This is a genomic window from Acinetobacter sp. FY683 (genome assembly GCF_059515885.1).
This window is the reverse complement of the sequence record NZ_JCAKNA010000009.1, coordinates 88,523-105,580: the sequence shown is the minus strand read 5'-3', so window position 1 is coordinate 105,580 and position 17,058 is coordinate 88,523. Positions and strand designations below refer to the sequence as shown.

Here is a 17,058-nt window from a genome sequence, read left to right as displayed (position 1 = left end):
TTCATTTTAAATAATTTAAAGCCAACTAATAAGGTTTGATATAGAATTTTATATAATGTCTTTTATTTTAAATGTTTATTGGTTGGCAAATTAAACCAACTTTTTTACTTGGTTATTTGGTTTTTTTTAATGTATATTTTAAAAAAATTAAAATAAATAAAGGTAAAAAATAACGGTAAATAATATCTAAAACTGACAGCACGAAAGGCTTTTAGTATAAAAAACAATCAAATTGTAAGGCGATCTATAATTAAAATATCTAAAGAGTGGTGCTGTGAGTAGAAGCGAAAGTGATGTTTTTTTGTGTGATTTTTAATAAAATAAATCAGTCGATTTGGAAATTTTTTTGGCAATGTAGTGAGATTTCTTTTTACGAACAATAATGACTTGAGTTTGAAATCCAAGTTCGCCAAATTCAGGTTCGACCTGAATATAATGTAGTTGTCCGAATTGATCACGTATACGTGCTTGCGCAGAAAATCCAGGTCGTGCATGACCACTTGAAATGGTTGCGAGTCGGCCAATCAGGCTAATATTCTGTTTAGAGGTTTTTGGTTTAATGACTTGGTCTAGGCAATGAATCATAAAGACTGTAAAGAACACAGCAATGATTAGTGCAGGGAAAATAATGTAGTACGATGGAACAAAAGAATGTATTTTTGCAAAAACTGCAAATTGAATAAAATAGCCTGCGACACTGAAGTTGAGCAGTAAAAAAATAAAAATAAGTAATTTTGAAAATTTTACATTAATCAGTGGTGATTCTGTTAGGCGTTTAGAGAAGAGGTGATTAAATAGATTACTTGGTTTAAAGTTAATGTAATAACCTAAAGTTTCCGCCATGCTAAGAACAATTAAAATGAATAAACTTAAATGAAAAGGAAATAAGTTCACATTTGTTAAAAAGTTATACATGGCGAAAACCTATAAAATTTATTCTTCAGTTAAGTAAATACCACCATCAGAATGTACTGTTATTTCAACTTTTTCAAGTGACTGACCTTGGCATGGACCAGAAATACATTCACCTGTTTCTACTAAGAATAACGCACCATGTGTAGAACATTCGATGTATTCTTGTTCTCTATCTAGAAATTGATTTTCAAGATATTCAAGTTCAACTTGTAGGTGCGGGCATAAGTTTTGGTACGCATAGAATGCACCATCACGTTGTGTCACAAAAATGTTATCTCCGTCAGATGTTTCAAAAGAGCGTGCTTCACGTTCTGGAACATCTTCCATCATGCAAATTCGGTTCATTTAAACAGCTTCCTGATTAAAAGTATTTAGGAGTTCAGCATATTGGTTTACAGCAAGACGCGGACCAAATTGTGAGACAACTTGGCTTGAAACTAATACTGCAATTTCGGCAGCAAATTTTTCACTAAGTCCTGCATTTACAGCATATAAGAAAGATCCTGCAAAAGCATCACCAGCACCATTGGTATCAACCGCAGTAACTTTACGACCTGCAACAGTAAAGGTTTCTTCTTTATTTGAGATTAATGCACCTTTTTCGCTTAGTGTAATGACAACAGACTGACTAAGTAATTTTAATTTAGTCAGTGCTGCATCAATATGATCCGTTTCTGTATACATTAAAGCTTCTTGTTCATTACAGAATAGTAAATCTACACCATCGTCTAGTAGCTCATCTAAGCCTTGACGTGCATATTGAACCATTGCTGGATCTGATAAAGTTAAAGCAATTTTTACGCCATTTGCTTTTGCTATTTCACGTGCTTGTTTTACCGCTAAACGTGCAGTATCACTTGTAGATAAATAGCCTTCGATATACAACCATTTTGCTGTTTTTAATGGTTCAAAATCGATTTGAGCATCGCTTAACTCAGCTGTAATACCGAGGTATGTATGCATAGTACGTTCAGAATCTTCGCTGATTAATACCATGCAAGTGCCTGTAACACCGTTACTAATTGACTTTTTGGTAGTATGGATATTCGCGTCATTTAAACCTTTAAGGTAAATTGAGCCAAGTTCATCATGACCAACACGGCAAGCGTAAAAGGCAGAACCGCCTAATGCACTAAAAGCAACGGTTGTATTTGCAGCAGAACCGCCTGAAGCTTGACCTTTATAGCTTTGAGTTTTGAGTAAGTTGTTGTATAAATTTGCTTGTGTTTCACCATCTGTTAATTGCATAGTGCCTTTTTGCAAATTTTGTTGAGTAAGAAAGTCATCCGAGACTTTGAATTCTTGGTCAATTAATGCATTACCAATTGCAAAAAGATCAACAGTGGTCATATTTTTAATCACGTAAATATTTAAAATGATGAGTTTACACCAATGCTCAAGTTAGCAATAGATTCATGAATAAAATTCAACATATAGCAGTGGTATTGGTTTAAAACGTAGGGTGATTTTGGGAAAAAAGATGAAGATAGAAATTCAAGAAAAGAAGGAATTACCAGAAACAATTATGCAACTTGCGGAACAAGCGAATAAAGAAGGTTTTGAGTTTGTTACGCGCATGATTGAAGAATTTGAAAGTGGTAAAAATCGGTTCGATAAACCTAATGAGTTTTTACTCATGGCTTATGATGATGGAAAATTAATTGCTTGTGGCGGTTTGAATTTACAATGGAATGAACAGGATATTGAAGCACGCATTGGTCGCGTACGTCGTTTTTATGTGTTACCTGAATATCGTAAGCATGGCGTAGGCAAACAGTTGCTTCAATATTTAGAGAAAAAGGCGATTACTAATTTTTCTGCACTTTGTTTAAACACGGAGCTAAAACCAGCTGCGAACTTTTATCAGAAAATGAATTATGTATTTGTGGAAAACCATCCAAACTATAATTATTTCAAATATTTAATTTAGCTTTCAAAAGAGCATTATGAGTAAAATGCTTGTAATGCTCTTTGAATTTTTTTTATTTTATAAAAATAATCAATCTTAGCTGGGTATTCACTCTTTTTGTTGCCCTAAAAAATCAAATTTTAAATACACACTAAAAAACTAGGAATACAGAGATTGTGGCATTCATGGTACTTTTTTTAAGGTATAATCGTCACACTTAAAAAAGCATTAAATTTGGAGATCACATGACTGTAGATGTCACTGAAACTATTTCTCAAACTGTTCATCCAGCGTTTCAGTTGGTACGTCAACACCATGTTGAAGCCTTAGACATATTAGTATGTGAATATAAGCACAAAGTAACAGGTGCGGTGCATTATCACTTAGCAACAAGCCATGATGAAAATGTATTTTTGGTTGCATTTCGTACACAACCAATGGATTCAAAAGGCGAAGCGCATATTCTTGAACATACAGCGCTTTGTGGTTCAGAAAAGTTCCCTGTACGTGACCCATTCTTCTTAATGATTCGTCGTTCATTAAACACATTTATGAATGCGTTTACAGCGGCAGATTGGACAGCGTATCCATTTGCAACACAGAATAAAAAAGATTTTCAAAACTTACTTTCTGTCTATTTAGATGCAACTTTTGCGGCAAATTTAAATCCATTAGATTTTGCACAAGAAGGTATTCGTATAGAGCTTGAAAATGGCGAACCTGTTTATAAGGGCGTAGTATTTAATGAAATGAAAGGTGCAATGAGCTCACCTTCAGATCAGTTGTATCACCAATTAGCACATCATTTATTCCCTGAAACAACGTATCACTACAACTCAGGTGGTGATCCTAAAGATATTCCAGACTTAACTTATGATGAGTTGGTGGGTTTCTATAAATCGCATTATCACCCAAGTAATGCGGTGTTTATGACCTTTGGTAATGAGCCTGCGCATAAGCTTCAAGAGCAATTTGAAACTTTAGCTTTGTCAAAATTTGATAAAGGGCAAACGCTTGAGTCTAAGCCTGAAACTCGTTTAACTGCGCCAATTGCGGTAACTGAAACTTATGCGGTAGACGCTGAAGATTTAAAAGATAAGACTTATCACATTATTTCTTGGTTATTGCCAAAGGCAAGTGACATTAAAATTCGTTTAGGTATGCGTCTTGTAGAAGGTATTTTACTTGAAGATTCGGCATCACCATTGCGTCATTATTTAGAAACTTGTGGTTATGCACAATCTACAGGTCCAATTATGGGCGTAGATGATTCTAACTATGAAATGACTTTCTTCTGTGGTGTGCAAGGTTCAAACCCTGAACATGCTGAAGAATTCAAAAATGGCGTGTTCCAAATTTTAGAAGATGTAGCATCTAAGCCTGTAGATTCACAAATGGTTGATGCGATTTTACATCAAATTGAATTACATCAGCGTGAAATTAATGGCGATGGTATGCCATACGGTTTAAGCCTAATTTTAAACGGTTTAAGCAGTGCAATTCATCATTCAGACCCTGTGGATGTATGGGATGTAGATACTGCCATTGCAAATGTTAAAGAAGAGTTAAAAGACCCTATGTGGTTGTCTAACTTAATTAAAGAACATTTGATTGATAATCCACATCGTGTGCAAATGACTTTAGTGCCTGATGCAACAAAATCTGCAAAAGAAGCGGAAGATGAAAAAGCACGTTTAGCTGCAATTGGTGCCAAACTAACAGAAGCAGATAAAGCTGAAATTATTACACAAACTGAAGCTTTGAAAGTTCGTCAAGATACTCCAGATGATTTGAATTTATTACCAAAAGTGGGCTTGGAAGATGTACCTGCACAAATGCAGATTATACAAGGTCAACTACGTGAAATTATTTCAAATCGTTTAGATACACCGTTAAATTTATATCATGCGGGTACAAATGGTATTTATTACAACCAAGTGCTTATTCAAATTCCAGATGACATCGTAAAATCACCATACTTCAATCTAATGTCTATTTTAATGGGTGAAGTAGGTGCAGGTGAGTATGATTATCTAGAATTGCAACAGCTACAAACTGCGGTAAGTGGTGGTTTAGGAATGGGTGCATCTTTACGTTCTAAAGTGGACGATAAAGGTAAAATTACAGCTTGGTTAACTTTAACAACAAAATCTTTAGTGAATAATTTAGAAGCTATTCGCTTGTTGAAAGTTGCTTTTGAACAATTACGTTTCGATGAAAAAGATCGTATTATTGAACTTTTACAACAACGTAAAACACGTTGGTCTGCACGTTTGTCGGGTTCTGGTCATAGTTATGCAATGCAAATTGCAGGACGTAACCACAGTGCTTTGGCATTACGTGACTACAATACAACAGGTCTAGGTGCATTAAATTGGTTAGGTGAATTGGTTAGCAAAATCGAGAATGATGAAGCTGCTTATGATCAATTGATTCAAGAGTTAAAAGTCATTCATAACCGTTTATTGAAAGCACGAAAACAGTTCTTATTGGTATGTGAAGAACATCAGTCAGATCGTTTGGTTGAAGAAATTCAAGAAGTTTGGGATAAGTTATCGATTGATCAAGTAGATGCTGAACTTACACAGATTTCTTTTGAAAATAGTGACAATGATGAAGCATGGTTGATTCAAGCCAATGTTCAATTCTGTTCTTCTGCTTATGCTGCTGTTGAAGTATCACATCCTGACGCTGCGCCATTAATGGTTCTTGCTGCATATTTGCGTAATGGTTTCTTGCATAGCGCTATTCGTGAAAAAGGTGGTGCTTATGGTGGTGGTGCAAGCTATGACGGCAATGCATGTTCATTCCGTTTCTATAGCTATCGTGATCCACGTTTAGCAGAAACATTCCAAGATTTTGAAGCAGGTGTAGATTGGTTATTTAATACTGAGCAATTACCACATCAGCTAGAGGAAGCAATTCTAGGTCTAATTGCGAGTATGGATAAACCAGGTTCACCTGCGGGTGAAGCAATTACAGCATGTTATTCACTCTTACATGCGCGTACACCAGCATTTAGAGCACAATTACGTGAACGCTTATTGTCTGTTAATTTGGATGATTTAAAGCGTGTTGCAGATGTGTATTTACGTCAACAAAAACCATCTAAAGCTGTGGTTGCGCCTATTGCGAAGCGTGAACAATTGCAAGAGCTTGGTTTTTCAATTAAGCAAGTTAATTAACTTTTGGGGAAGTTTTAATGGCGTTTCAATACAAGCCACTCATTTTAGGTTTAAGTACTGCTGTGCTTGGTTCGGGCTTGCATGCAGCTGACTTAGTTTCACCTGCAAGTGCAGATGCATGTGTGGCATTGCAGTCAAATCCACAGCGATTGGCTTGTTATGATGCGCTATTTAAGGCTCCACAGGCTGAAGCCCATCAGTTTGTTTCAGAGCGTGAAGCTGCGCGTTCTATTTCAACTGAATCTGAAAGTCTTAAACAGAAAATTAAGAACAATGTTGTTGCTGTGGAAGCACCTGTATTTACACCTAACACATCCTTGCTAGATAGTCGTTGGGAGCTTTCACCTGAAAGTAAATTAGGTACATGGCAAGTTCGTGCTTATAAACCTGTTTATGTTTTACCTGCATTTTGGACATCTAAAAAGAATGAGCAGCCTGTAAGTAAGAACCCACAAAATGTGGTAAGTACAGATGAGGTTGTTCCATTAGATTCATTGGAAATGAAATATCAACTTTCATTGAAAACAAAAGCGGTTGAAAATCTTTTTGGTGACAATGGTGATGTGTGGTTAGGCTATACGCAGTCATCTCGTTGGCAAATGTATAACGGCGATGAGTCTCGTCCGTTTCGTGAAACCAATTATGAACCTGAAGCAAGTTTAATGTTTCGTACCAATTACGAAATGTTTGGCTTAAATGGTCGCTTATTGGGTGTAACATTCAATCATCAATCAAATGGTCGATCTGATCCTTGGTCACGTAGTTGGAATCGTGTCATGCTCAATGTGGGTTTCGAGCGTGAAAACTTTGCCTTAATGCTTCGTCCTTGGTACCGTATTAAAGAAGATAAAAAAGACGATAACAACCCAGATATTGAAAACTATATTGGTCGTGGTGATTTGACAGCATTTTATCGCTATAAAGACCAAGATTTTAGCTTAATGTTGCGCCATAGTTTGAAAGGTGGAAATGATTCACGTGGTGCAGCTCAGTTTGACTGGAATTTCCCAATTAGCGGTCATTTACGTGGTAAGTTCCAGTTGTTCCATGGTTATGGAGAGAGCTTAATTGACTATAATCATAAGGCAACGTATGTAGGTTTAGGTGTATCGCTTTTAGATTGGTTTTAATTTTTAATATTAATAAAAAGCCACTTTTAAAGTGGCTTTTTATTTTTAATTTGAAACCGTAAAGATAAAATATTAACCAATTTGAATATCTGTTTGAGGGTGTTTAATACGGCTTTTCTTAGGTGTCGCAATTAAATAGGCTAATGTTAAAGGGCCTAATCGACCTGCAAACATTAGAATCATTAAAACAAACAAGCTAGCAGGCTGTAGTTCACCTGTTACACCACGAGATAAACCTACGGTACAAGCAGCGGAAACGGCTTCGAAAAGTAAATCTAAAAAATGATGCTTTGGTTCTATAAGTAGTAAACTAAATAAGCCTAGAAAAATTAAAATGCCTGTAATTGAAACCACAGCAAGTGCTTTAAATGAAGTTGTTTTTGCGACTGAATGATTGAAAACACGTAGTTCTTCTGAGCGTCTTAAAAAAGTAATTACACTCAAAACAACAATAATAAATGTTCCAACTTTAATGCCTCCCGCCGTACTTAAAGAGCCACCACCAATAAACATTAATACCATAGTGACAAGTGTGGATGCATCTTGCATCTTACTGAGTTCTAAACTATTAAAACCCGAAGAACGAGGAACTGTTGCATGGAACCAAGCATTCAAAGCCTGATCTCCCATACTCATAGGTGCGAGTGTTAATGGGTTGTTGGCTTCAATTGCCCATAAAAGGATAAAGGCAACTAGGTTTAATCCAGCAATTGTGGAAATAATCAGTTTGCTATTAGCTGAAAGTCGTTTCCAGCGTTTGGCACGTTTAATATCCATAAGTACTACAAAACCAATGCCGCCAATAATGTACAACATGCTAATGGTAAAGGTAATAAAGTATTTGTCTGAAAAGCTCATTAAGCTATTGGGGAATAAGGAAAATCCGCCATTATTAAAAGCTGAAACACTATAAAATGCAGCATAAAAAAAGGCTTTGGCAAAGTCGTAATCTTCCATCCATGCAATGGTTAAAATAACGGTACCAATAGACTCAAAAAATAAAGAATAAAGTAGTACGCCTTTAACGGTGAAAGAAACTTTGGTTAGGCTAGTCTGCCCAATAGTATCTTGTGCCATCACTTGTTGTCTTAAACCAATTTTAGGAGACAAACTTAATGCCGCTAATATGGCAAAGGTCATAAAGCCTAAGCCACCACATTGAATAAGCAACATAATGATTACTTTTCCAAAAACCGTATAGGCTTCACCGACATTTACAACAGAAAGTCCTGTAATGGTAACAGCTGAAGTTGCAGTAAAGAGTGCATCTAACCAAGATAGATCGCCGTGATTAGAAAATGGAAGCTTTAATAATAATGTTCCTAAAATAATAAAGCTGAGAAATCCTAAGGCTAATAAGCTTGGTGGGCTTAAATTAATACTATTATTTTGTTTATTGCGCAGTTGCTTCATAGGAGATATTCCTATTTTGCAGAAAAGTGTTTAGATAGACGACGTAAAGGTTCTAAGGCACCTTCAACGATTAATATATCACCATCTTGTAAAATTAAATTAGGATCGATATTGTAATTAATTTCTTGTTCACGCTTATGTAAAATGGCTTTTACTTCAGGAGAATGCCCCATAATTTGATTAAAACGTGTACCTTGAAGATGTGGAGTAATTTCTACTTTAACCAAATAATGGTCATCATTAAGTGCCATATAGCGGCTAACCATGGGGTAGCTTAAACTTTGAGCAACACGAACACCCATATCTTCTTCGGGGTGGATAATTTTACAAATCCCTAAGTGGGTTAAAATCATGTGATGTGCTTTAGATTTTGCTTTTACCCAAATTTTTTCTACACCTAAGTTTTTAAGATGTAATACACATAAAATACTCGCTTCTATGTCTTCACCAATGGCAACAACAACAGCCTCACATTGGGTAATATTGAGTTCATCTAGAACATGTTCATCGGTTGCATCTGCAATGACTGAATGGGTGAGTAAATCGGAAATACTCTCGACGTATTTTTTTTCAATATCAATACCAATCACATCATGTTTTAAATTAACAAGTTCTGTGGCAACTGTTGCGCCAAAACTACCTAATCCAATGACAGCAAACTGCGCCATAATTCTTCCTTAATTTTATCTATAGCTAAGCTTTAGTTATGGTAAATCTTAGCTGATTTTTATGATTCACTGTAGATAAAACATGTTAATTATATATGTTGTTTTATAAGTGCTTAGATTAAAAAATATGCCGAATAAGCATAGGCTTAATCGTATATTTAAAGTGAATGATTTTCTACTGTATTAAAAACTGATGAATTTCTTTTGTAAATTTTATAGGTTCGCTAATAAGGGGTGTGTGTCCCGAATTTTTGAAAATAATTTGTTGTGAGTTTTCTACACTTTGCGCAATTAAATTTTGCCCTTGTATGGGGTATAAAGTTGACTGTTCACCGCTAAAAAAGGTTGTTGGACATTTTAAATTTTCAATTGCTTTTCGATAATCTTCATTGTGATATAAGTAGTTATCTATATACCAAGTCAAATAATCCAGTCTCTGAATGGGTAAAATATATTTTTGAAGTTTAGGTTTGTTGAGGGCTAATTTAAATAACAATGGACTAATCTGATTGCTCGATTGAAAAGCAATAAATTCTGCCCACATGCGAATTAATGTATGACGAGATTTTAAGTCTAAACTTTCAATAGAGGTAAAATCACGATGCTGATTTAGAAATACCGAAATTTGCGTTAATAAGTGTTTAAATTCAGAATGCCTTTGTCCAAACAATCCATATTGCCATGTTTCATCTACTGTAATTTTAGGTGTTTGGTCGATATGTAAATAACTCGTGAGATATGAAGATAAATCTCCATATTTCATACCATGCATGGCTGTTGTTGCTCCCATTGAATAGCCAATGAGCTTAAATTTTTCAAATTTGGTGTGTTGAATGAGTGTATTTAGGTCTTGCCAATGACTTGAAATCGCATCAATTGAAGGAATGGCACAATTTTTCGACCCACCAAAGCCACGCCAATCTGGAATAATAAAGTGATATTTGTTTTTCAGGGGATATAAAAATGGAAACCATTGCCAACTTTGCATACCTAAACCAGATAATACGAATACAGGCTGACCACGACCAAACTCACGAACATGTAATTTTTCATGATCTTGCATAGTGTAATAAGGCATTACATCATCCTATTATTGAAACTTGGTTTAGCGCATTTTTAGGTGATTGTTGCTTAATCGTTAAAATTTTTCAGCACGGGAATGACTTCTTCAAGCCAGTCGATCCATCCCATTTCTAAGTTTATACCAAGTTGTAAAATCATTTTATGTATATAGAGTGTGCGATTTTTTGCATAAGTATGACTAAAATCTTTGTCAAAAATAAGTTGATAAGTTGTTAGTTTTTCTTTGTGTAGCACTAAATGTTGTTCAAGTTCGGGTAATACAGTATTTCCACACAATTGTGCTTCTGCACGTAAGCGAACCATTAGTTCTTCACGCAATTGAGCAGGTTCACTATGTTTGAGCATCCAGTTGGCAAGCTCGGTTCTACCTAATAACTCCACTTGATAGGTTTTACTTCGCCCCATATAGTCTGAATCTTCGAGTGTGGAAATCCAGCCTTTATTGAGCATAGAGTTCAGCTCACGATATATTTGTTGATGTGTTGCATTCCAAAAAAAGCCCATTGAACGGTCGAAACGTCGAGCCAGCTCAATGCCAGTACTGGGCTTTTCTAGTAAGCTTGTGAGTAAAACATGTGCTAAGGACATACATTTACAACGTGTAATTTTTCATGTGTTTTATTATGCAACATGTTGCATAAAAATCAAATCTCGAATATAAAAGTATGCAACAAGTTGCATTAAACATAAAAATAGCCAGCATGAAGCTCGCCAAGGAGTATGTATGTCAAGTTTTCCAAATCTGTTAGCACCTCTAGACTTAGGTTTTACAACGCTTAAAAACCGTGTATTGATGGGTTCTATGCATGTAGGTTTAGAGGAAGCACCTGGTGGTTTTGATCGTATGGCGGCATTTTATGCAGAGCGAGCAAAAGGTGGTGTTGCCTTAATTGTGACAGGAGGGATTTCACCGAATGATGCAGGAGTTACTTTTGCAGGAGGCTCAAAATTAGATGCAAAAGATGAAGCTGAAAAACATAAGGTTATTACAAGTGCTGTTCATGAGGCTGGTGGTAAAATTGCAATGCAAATTTTGCATACAGGGCGTTATTCTTATCAAGCTGAAAATGTAGCACCATCGGCTATTCAGGCACCTATCAATCCTGTAAAACCACATGCCTTAACCTCTGCTGAAGTAACTCAAACCATCGATGATTTTGTGAATTGTGCAAAATTAGCACACTATGCTGGTTATGATGGTGTTGAAGTGATGGGCTCGGAAGGTTATTTAATTAATGAGTTTATTGCTGCACGTACCAATCATCGTGATGATGAGTGGGGTGGAAGCTATAAAAATCGTATTCGTCTTCCTATTGAAATAGTAAAAAGAATACGTGAAGAAGTTGGTGAAAACTTCATTATTATTTACCGTCTTTCGATGTTGGATTTAGTTGAAGGTGGCTCAACATTTGAGGAAGTTGTACAACTTGCAAAAGCAATAGAAAAAGCAGGTGCAACTATTATTAACACTGGCATTGGTTGGCATGAAGCTAGAATTCCGACAATTGCCACCAAAGTACCACGAGCTGCTTTTACTTGGGTTACTGAAAAACTTAAAGGCGAAGTTAAAGTTCCGCTTATTACATCAAATCGTATTAATACACCAGAAATGGCAGAACATGTGCTTGCATCAGGACATGCAGATATGATTTCAATGGCACGTCCTATGCTAGCAGATCCGTTTTTTGTAGAAAAAGCTGAACAAGGTCGAAGTGATGAAATCAATACCTGTATTGGTTGTAATCAAGCTTGTTTAGATCATATTTTTTCAATGAAAGTGGCCTCATGTTTGGTTAATCCACGTGCATGTTTTGAAACAGAGCTTATTTTTAAAGAAACAAATCATGTTAAGAATATTGCAGTAATTGGTGCGGGACCTGCAGGTTTAAGCTTTGCAACTTATGCAGCAGATCGTGGTCATAAAGTCACTATTTTTGAAGCATCCAATCAAATCGGTGGTCAATTCAATATTGCGAAAACTGTTCCTGGTAAAGAGGAGTTTTATGAAACATTACGTTATTTCAAACGTAAAATTGAGTTGCAACCGAATATTAGTTTAAAGCTCAATCATCTTGCCACTTATGAAGAACTTGAAAATACAAACTACGATGCAATCGTGGTCGCAACAGGTGTGACACCGCGTCATCTTAATATTGAAGGCATAGAAAACTCTAAAGTACTTTCATATATTGATGTCTTAAAACATAAGAAAGATGTAGGAAAAAAAGTTGCGATTATAGGTGCAGGTGGCATTGGGTTTGATACGGCTGAATATTTGTCACATGAAGGTGATAGTGGGAGTTTGAATCCTGAAAAATTCTATGATGAATGGGGAATTGATACGACTTATGCAAATGTTGGTGGTTTAAAATCAGCAAAAGTCGAAGAATCACCACGTGAAATTTACTTATTACAACGCAAGGCAAGCTCTGTGGGTGGTGGATTAGGAAAAACCACAGGTTGGATTCACCGTACGGGTTTAAAACATCGTGATGTGAAAATGATTGCAGGTGCAAGTTACGACAAAATTGACGAGCGTGGTTTGCATATTACAGTGAATGATCATCCAACTGTTTTAGATGTCGATAATATTGTGATATGTGCAGGACAAGAATCATATACCGCAATGTACGATCAACTTGAAGCGATAGGTAAAAGTGTTCATTTAATTGGTGGCGCAAAAGAAGCGGGAGAATTAGATGCAAAACGTGCAATTCGACAAGGTGCTGAATTAGCAGCGATCATTTAAAGCTTTTAGGTAAGAAGGGGGAAACCTCTTCTTACTGATGTTTTAGTTGAGTTTTTTATAGTTTTAAAATAAAAAAGGATGTTTAAAAATGACAATTCAGACAACAAAAATGGCGATAGCACGTTGGCATGAAATGCTAGAAAAGCGAGATATGAGTGTGTTGAACGATTTGCTTGATGATGAGGTCGTGTTCAGATCGCCAGTGGCTTATAGCCCTTATTCTGGAAAGCTAATTGTGTTTTTTATATTAAGTAATGTTATTCAAGTATTTGAAAACTTTACTTATCATCGAGAGTTTTTTAGTGAGGATGGTTTGAGTGCTGTGCTTGAATTTTCAGCAAATATTGGTAAAAAGAAACTAAAAGGTATCGATATGATCCAGTTTAATGAACATGGGAAAATTGTAGATTTTGAGGTTATGATCCGACCGAAAAGTGGATTGGAGGCTTTGGCTGTTTTGATGGGGCAACGCATGCAAAGTATGATGTAATTTTGCATTATGTTCTGTAATAGGCATGCTTTTTGAACATAAATTTAAATGGGATTGTTGTAGATCAATCATATGAAATTGATTTTGAAAAAAGCTCGAAAAGTATCTTTAAAAGTATTGGATAAAGTAACAGGGGCAGAAGTTCCTAAACTTTATTATAAATCTGATGGTTATTTAAAGAATGTTCTTGAACAATTACCTCAGTTATCTAAAAAATATAGACCAACGCCTTGGTTAAGTAATACACATGCGCATTTGTTATATTTTGATGTAATTAAAAAACGATTTGTTCATCTTGAATATGATTTAGTTGAACAAATGAGTATGAAAGATGGGGGAATTACAGGAATTGCATGGTATGGATTGGATTTACCATCCAATGCTCCAACAATTGTTGTAATGCATACCATTACAGGTACGCCTGAAAGTATGCGTGAATTAATCCGTGATTTGCATAAATACACAGGTTGGCGTATTGCATTATGTTTGCGCCGTGGGCATGCAGATTTACCATTATCTGTTCCGCAAATGAACTTATTTGGTTCAACTGCAGATTTAAAAGAGCAGATCTTACACATTCAAAAAAAGTATCCGCAATCGAATTTATATGGTGTTGGTTCTTCGGCTGGAACAGGATTACTTGTTCGTTATCTAGGAGAAGTGGGTGATCAGACTCCATTCAAAGCAGCATTTGCTTTGTGTCCGGGCTATAACACAGAGTTGGGTTTTGTAAATATTCATCCTGTTTATAGCAAGATCATGACTAAAAAGTTATTTAAAAATTTCATTGTGCCATATCGTGAAACATGGAAAGCGACAGAATCGGTTGCTAATGTTTTGAAGTCAAAAAATTTGGCTGAGTTTGAGCGTTGTTATTATGAGTTGGCAGGTTATAACAGTTATGCTGACTACTGTTTGGCAACCAATCCAATTTATGTTTTTGAAAATGTTAAAGTTCCGCTGCTGATTCTAAATGCAGAAGATGACCCTATCTGTCATATTAAAAATTTTTATCCCTATGAAAAAACGATTCAATTAATGGATTATGTCGCAGTGGTTACCACCAAAAAAGGAAGTCATTGCGGATTTTATGAAGGGATAAATACACGCTCTTGGGCGGCAAAATTAATAGCAGATTTCTTGCAAAAATATAATTAATGTAAAAAAGACTAGCTTTTGCTAGTCTTTTTTATTGAATTTAGGTTGTTTTATATCATTACAACTTAGTTCTCTAAAGCAGGAGTAGCCGCTGCAATTGCTGCTGCAACAGCATCATCTTCAGACTGTGAGCCCGAAGTGTGGTTTGCTTTAGGTTGGGTTGGTTTATCTTCAACTTTAGGTGTTGCAGGTGTGTCGTTTGCCGTTTCAGAAGCTTGAGTTGATTCAGTTTCTTGAACAGAGCGACGGATTTCAGTTGTTGTATTTTCAGTTTCAATACGTTCAATCTGAATAGACTCTTGTTCTGGTAAAGTTGTTTCTACACTCGGTTGTTCTAGTGGTTGAAGATTTACAGGTTCAGATGATGCTACATCAGTTTGATCTTCTTCTTTAGGCGCTTCTTTTTTTACGCATGCTGTTAATAATAAGCCTGTAGCAATTGCCGCACAAATTAAAAGTTTTTTATTCATAATGGTAAAAATAGTAGCTTGAATGGATTTTGTTATTATAACAGTAAATTAAAATATGAAAATCCTATAAATGAAAGGAATAACACAATCTAAAAAGTGATTATAAATTGATCAATTGTCAAATGATCGAAGAATAGATGCGGAATGACTTTGCTTTATGGGTACAAGGTAAAGTAAAATCGCACAACATTGTTAGCCGATTTAGGCTCGTCTGTATGAGAAATCCAATGACCCATTTTATTTTCGTTACTGGTGGTGTTGTATCATCACTAGGTAAAGGTATTTCAGCTGCTTCAGTTGCTGCACTTTTAGAAGCTCGTGGTTTAAAAGTAACCATGGTCAAAATGGATCCATACATTAATGTCGATCCAGGGACAATGAGCCCATTCCAGCATGGTGAAGTTTTTGTCACAGAGGATGGTGCTGAAACTGATTTAGACTTAGGTTATTACGAGCGTTTCTTACGTCGTGCGAAGATGACAAAGTTAAATAACTTTACATCTGGTCGTGTATATCAAGACGTATTAAATAAAGAACGCCGTGGTGATTACTTAGGTGGAACAGTTCAAGTTATTCCACATATTACGGATAATATTAAAGAACGTGTTCTTCGCGCAGGCGAAGGTTACGATGTTGCAATTGTAGAAATTGGTGGGACAGTAGGTGATATCGAATCACTTCCATTTATGGAATCTGTACGTCAATTAATGGTTGAGCTTGGTCATAAGCGCACAATGTTAATGCATTTAACATTGCTTCCATATATCAAATCTGCAGCAGAACTTAAAACAAAACCAACTCAGCATTCTGTTAAAGAATTGCTTTCTATTGGTATTCAGCCAGATATCTTAATCTGTCGTACAGAATACGATGTAGATGCTGACACAACACGTAAAATTGCACTATTTACAAACGTAGAAGCACGTGCCGTAGTTGTATGTAAAGATGCACGTACAATTTATCAAATTCCACGTACGTTCTATGAACAAAATGTTGATGATTTAATTTGTGAACGTTTTGGCTTTAACGATCTTCCAGAAGCAGATTTAACTGACTGGGATAACGTAGTAGAGGCACTTTTAAACCCTGAATACACAGTGCGTGTTGCAATGGTTGGTAAATATGTTGAACTTCCAGATGCTTATAAATCTGTAAATGAAGCACTTTTACACGCAGGCGTTAAAAACCGCGTTAAAGTTCAAATTGACTACGTTAATGCTGAAGAGCTTGAAAGCCAAGATGTTGCAGAAGTATTAAAAGATGCTGACGCGATCTTAGTTCCAGGCGGTTTTGGTGAGCGCGGTACTGAAGGCAAAATGAAAGCAATTCAATTTGCTCGCGAAAACAAAGTACCATTCTTAGGTATTTGTTTAGGCATGCAATTGGCTGTAATTGAATATGCACGTAATGTTGCTGGTATTACAGATGCGACATCTACAGAGTTTAACCGTTCAACTAAATCTCCATTGATTGGTTTAATTACTGAATGGTTAGATGAACGTGGTGAAGTGCAACAACGTAATGCAGATTCTGACCTTGGCGGTACAATGCGTCTTGGTGCACAGAAGTCTGAATTGGTTGCGGGTACTAAAACTGCTGAAGTTTATGGCTCTGATGAAATTATCGAACGTCATCGTCACCGTTATGAAATGAATAATCGTTTTATTCCTGTTCTTGAAGAAAAAGGAATGAAAATTTCTGGTTATTCACCAGTACAGCGTTTAGTTGAAACTGTTGAAATTCCTGCTCATCCTTGGTTTATCGCTGTACAATTCCATCCAGAATTTACAAGTTCACCACGTGATGGACATCCATTATTTGCAAGCTTTATTGATGCTGCTAAACAGCAATACAACAAAGCCAAATAATTGGATTTTGAGAACAAACT

15 protein-coding genes are annotated in these 17,058 nt (G+C 35.9%); 7 read left to right on the top strand and 8 right to left on the bottom strand.

Annotated features, from left to right (window positions below; all coding sequences use genetic code 11):
* Window positions 1–312: 312 nt before the first annotated feature.
* Genes AC5YDH_RS07050 through AC5YDH_RS07040 form a run of 3 tightly spaced genes read right to left on the bottom strand, consistent with a single transcriptional unit; the run spans window position 313 to window position 2,265 of the window.
* A complete protein-coding gene (locus tag AC5YDH_RS07050; RefSeq protein ID WP_496118039.1) occupies window positions 313–915 on the bottom strand; it encodes an OB-fold-containig protein in 603 nt (200 codons plus the stop codon).
* 18 nt (window positions 916–933) lie between these two features.
* Window positions 934–1,245, bottom strand: coding sequence for a Rieske (2Fe-2S) protein (locus AC5YDH_RS07045; protein WP_496118049.1), 312 nt, complete (start codon window positions 1,243–1,245; stop codon window positions 934–936).
* Between the two features lie 15 nt (window positions 1,246–1,260).
* Window positions 1,261–2,265: an adenosine kinase gene (locus AC5YDH_RS07040; RefSeq protein WP_496118038.1), complete on the bottom strand. Its 1,005-nt coding sequence runs from the start codon at window positions 2,263–2,265 to the stop codon at window positions 1,261–1,263.
* A gap of 130 nt (window positions 2,266–2,395) precedes the next feature.
* On the opposite strand from AC5YDH_RS07040, the gene AC5YDH_RS07035 reads away from it, so the two are divergent.
* The 3 genes from AC5YDH_RS07035 to AC5YDH_RS07025 all read left to right on the top strand — a co-directional run bounded on the left by AC5YDH_RS07035 (window position 2,396) and on the right by AC5YDH_RS07025 (window position 7,139).
* On the top strand, window positions 2,396–2,845 hold the full coding sequence (locus tag AC5YDH_RS07035; protein WP_496118036.1) for a GNAT family N-acetyltransferase: 450 nt from the start codon (window positions 2,396–2,398) through the stop codon (window positions 2,843–2,845).
* Between the two features lie 224 nt (window positions 2,846–3,069).
* Window positions 3,070–6,009, top strand: a complete 2,940-nt coding sequence (locus AC5YDH_RS07030; RefSeq protein WP_496118034.1) for an insulinase family protein — start codon at window positions 3,070–3,072, stop codon at window positions 6,007–6,009.
* Between the two features lie 17 nt (window positions 6,010–6,026).
* On the top strand, window positions 6,027–7,139 hold the full coding sequence (locus AC5YDH_RS07025) for a phospholipase A (protein ID WP_496118032.1): 1,113 nt from the start codon (window positions 6,027–6,029) through the stop codon (window positions 7,137–7,139).
* A gap of 72 nt (window positions 7,140–7,211) precedes the next feature.
* Here the strand turns inward: AC5YDH_RS07025 and AC5YDH_RS07020 are convergent, their stop codons facing one another.
* From AC5YDH_RS07020 to AC5YDH_RS07005, 4 genes are all read right to left on the bottom strand, one after another.
* Entirely contained in the window at window positions 7,212–8,552 is a 1,341-nt protein-coding gene (locus tag AC5YDH_RS07020) for a TrkH family potassium uptake protein (protein ID WP_496118030.1), read from the bottom strand.
* Between the two features lie 11 nt (window positions 8,553–8,563).
* Window positions 8,564–9,220, bottom strand: coding sequence for a potassium channel family protein (locus tag AC5YDH_RS07015; protein WP_496118028.1), 657 nt, complete (start codon window positions 9,218–9,220; stop codon window positions 8,564–8,566).
* A gap of 175 nt (window positions 9,221–9,395) precedes the next feature.
* Complete coding sequence (locus AC5YDH_RS07010; RefSeq protein WP_496118026.1) at window positions 9,396–10,298, bottom strand: alpha/beta fold hydrolase; 903 nt, start codon at window positions 10,296–10,298, stop codon at window positions 9,396–9,398.
* A gap of 53 nt (window positions 10,299–10,351) precedes the next feature.
* On the bottom strand, window positions 10,352–10,891 hold the full coding sequence (locus tag AC5YDH_RS07005) for a PadR family transcriptional regulator (protein ID WP_496118024.1): 540 nt from the start codon (window positions 10,889–10,891) through the stop codon (window positions 10,352–10,354).
* Between the two features lie 136 nt (window positions 10,892–11,027).
* On the opposite strand from AC5YDH_RS07005, the gene AC5YDH_RS07000 reads away from it, so the two are divergent.
* The 3 genes from AC5YDH_RS07000 to AC5YDH_RS06990 all read left to right on the top strand — a co-directional run bounded on the left by AC5YDH_RS07000 (window position 11,028) and on the right by AC5YDH_RS06990 (window position 14,700).
* A complete protein-coding gene (locus AC5YDH_RS07000; RefSeq protein WP_496118023.1) occupies window positions 11,028–13,052 on the top strand; it encodes a 2,4-dienoyl-CoA reductase FMN-binding domain-containing protein in 2,025 nt (674 codons plus the stop codon).
* 88 nt (window positions 13,053–13,140) lie between these two features.
* Window positions 13,141–13,542, top strand: coding sequence for a nuclear transport factor 2 family protein (locus AC5YDH_RS06995; RefSeq protein WP_496118022.1), 402 nt, complete (start codon window positions 13,141–13,143; stop codon window positions 13,540–13,542).
* 72 nt (window positions 13,543–13,614) lie between these two features.
* Window positions 13,615–14,700 (top strand): YheT family hydrolase, encoded by a 1,086-nt coding sequence (locus AC5YDH_RS06990; protein WP_496118020.1) that lies wholly within the window; start codon window positions 13,615–13,617, stop codon window positions 14,698–14,700.
* Between the two features lie 65 nt (window positions 14,701–14,765).
* Here the strand turns inward: AC5YDH_RS06990 and AC5YDH_RS06985 are convergent, their stop codons facing one another.
* Window positions 14,766–15,170 carry an internalin gene (locus tag AC5YDH_RS06985; protein WP_496118018.1) on the bottom strand — a complete coding sequence of 135 codons (405 nt, stop codon included), beginning with the start codon at window positions 15,168–15,170 and terminating at the stop codon, window positions 14,766–14,768.
* A gap of 227 nt (window positions 15,171–15,397) precedes the next feature.
* Between AC5YDH_RS06985 and pyrG the strand changes: the two genes are divergently transcribed.
* Window positions 15,398–17,038 carry a CTP synthase gene (gene pyrG / locus AC5YDH_RS06980; RefSeq protein WP_496118016.1) on the top strand — a complete coding sequence of 547 codons (1,641 nt, stop codon included), beginning with the start codon at window positions 15,398–15,400 and terminating at the stop codon, window positions 17,036–17,038.
* The last annotated feature ends 20 nt before the right edge of the window (window positions 17,039–17,058 follow it).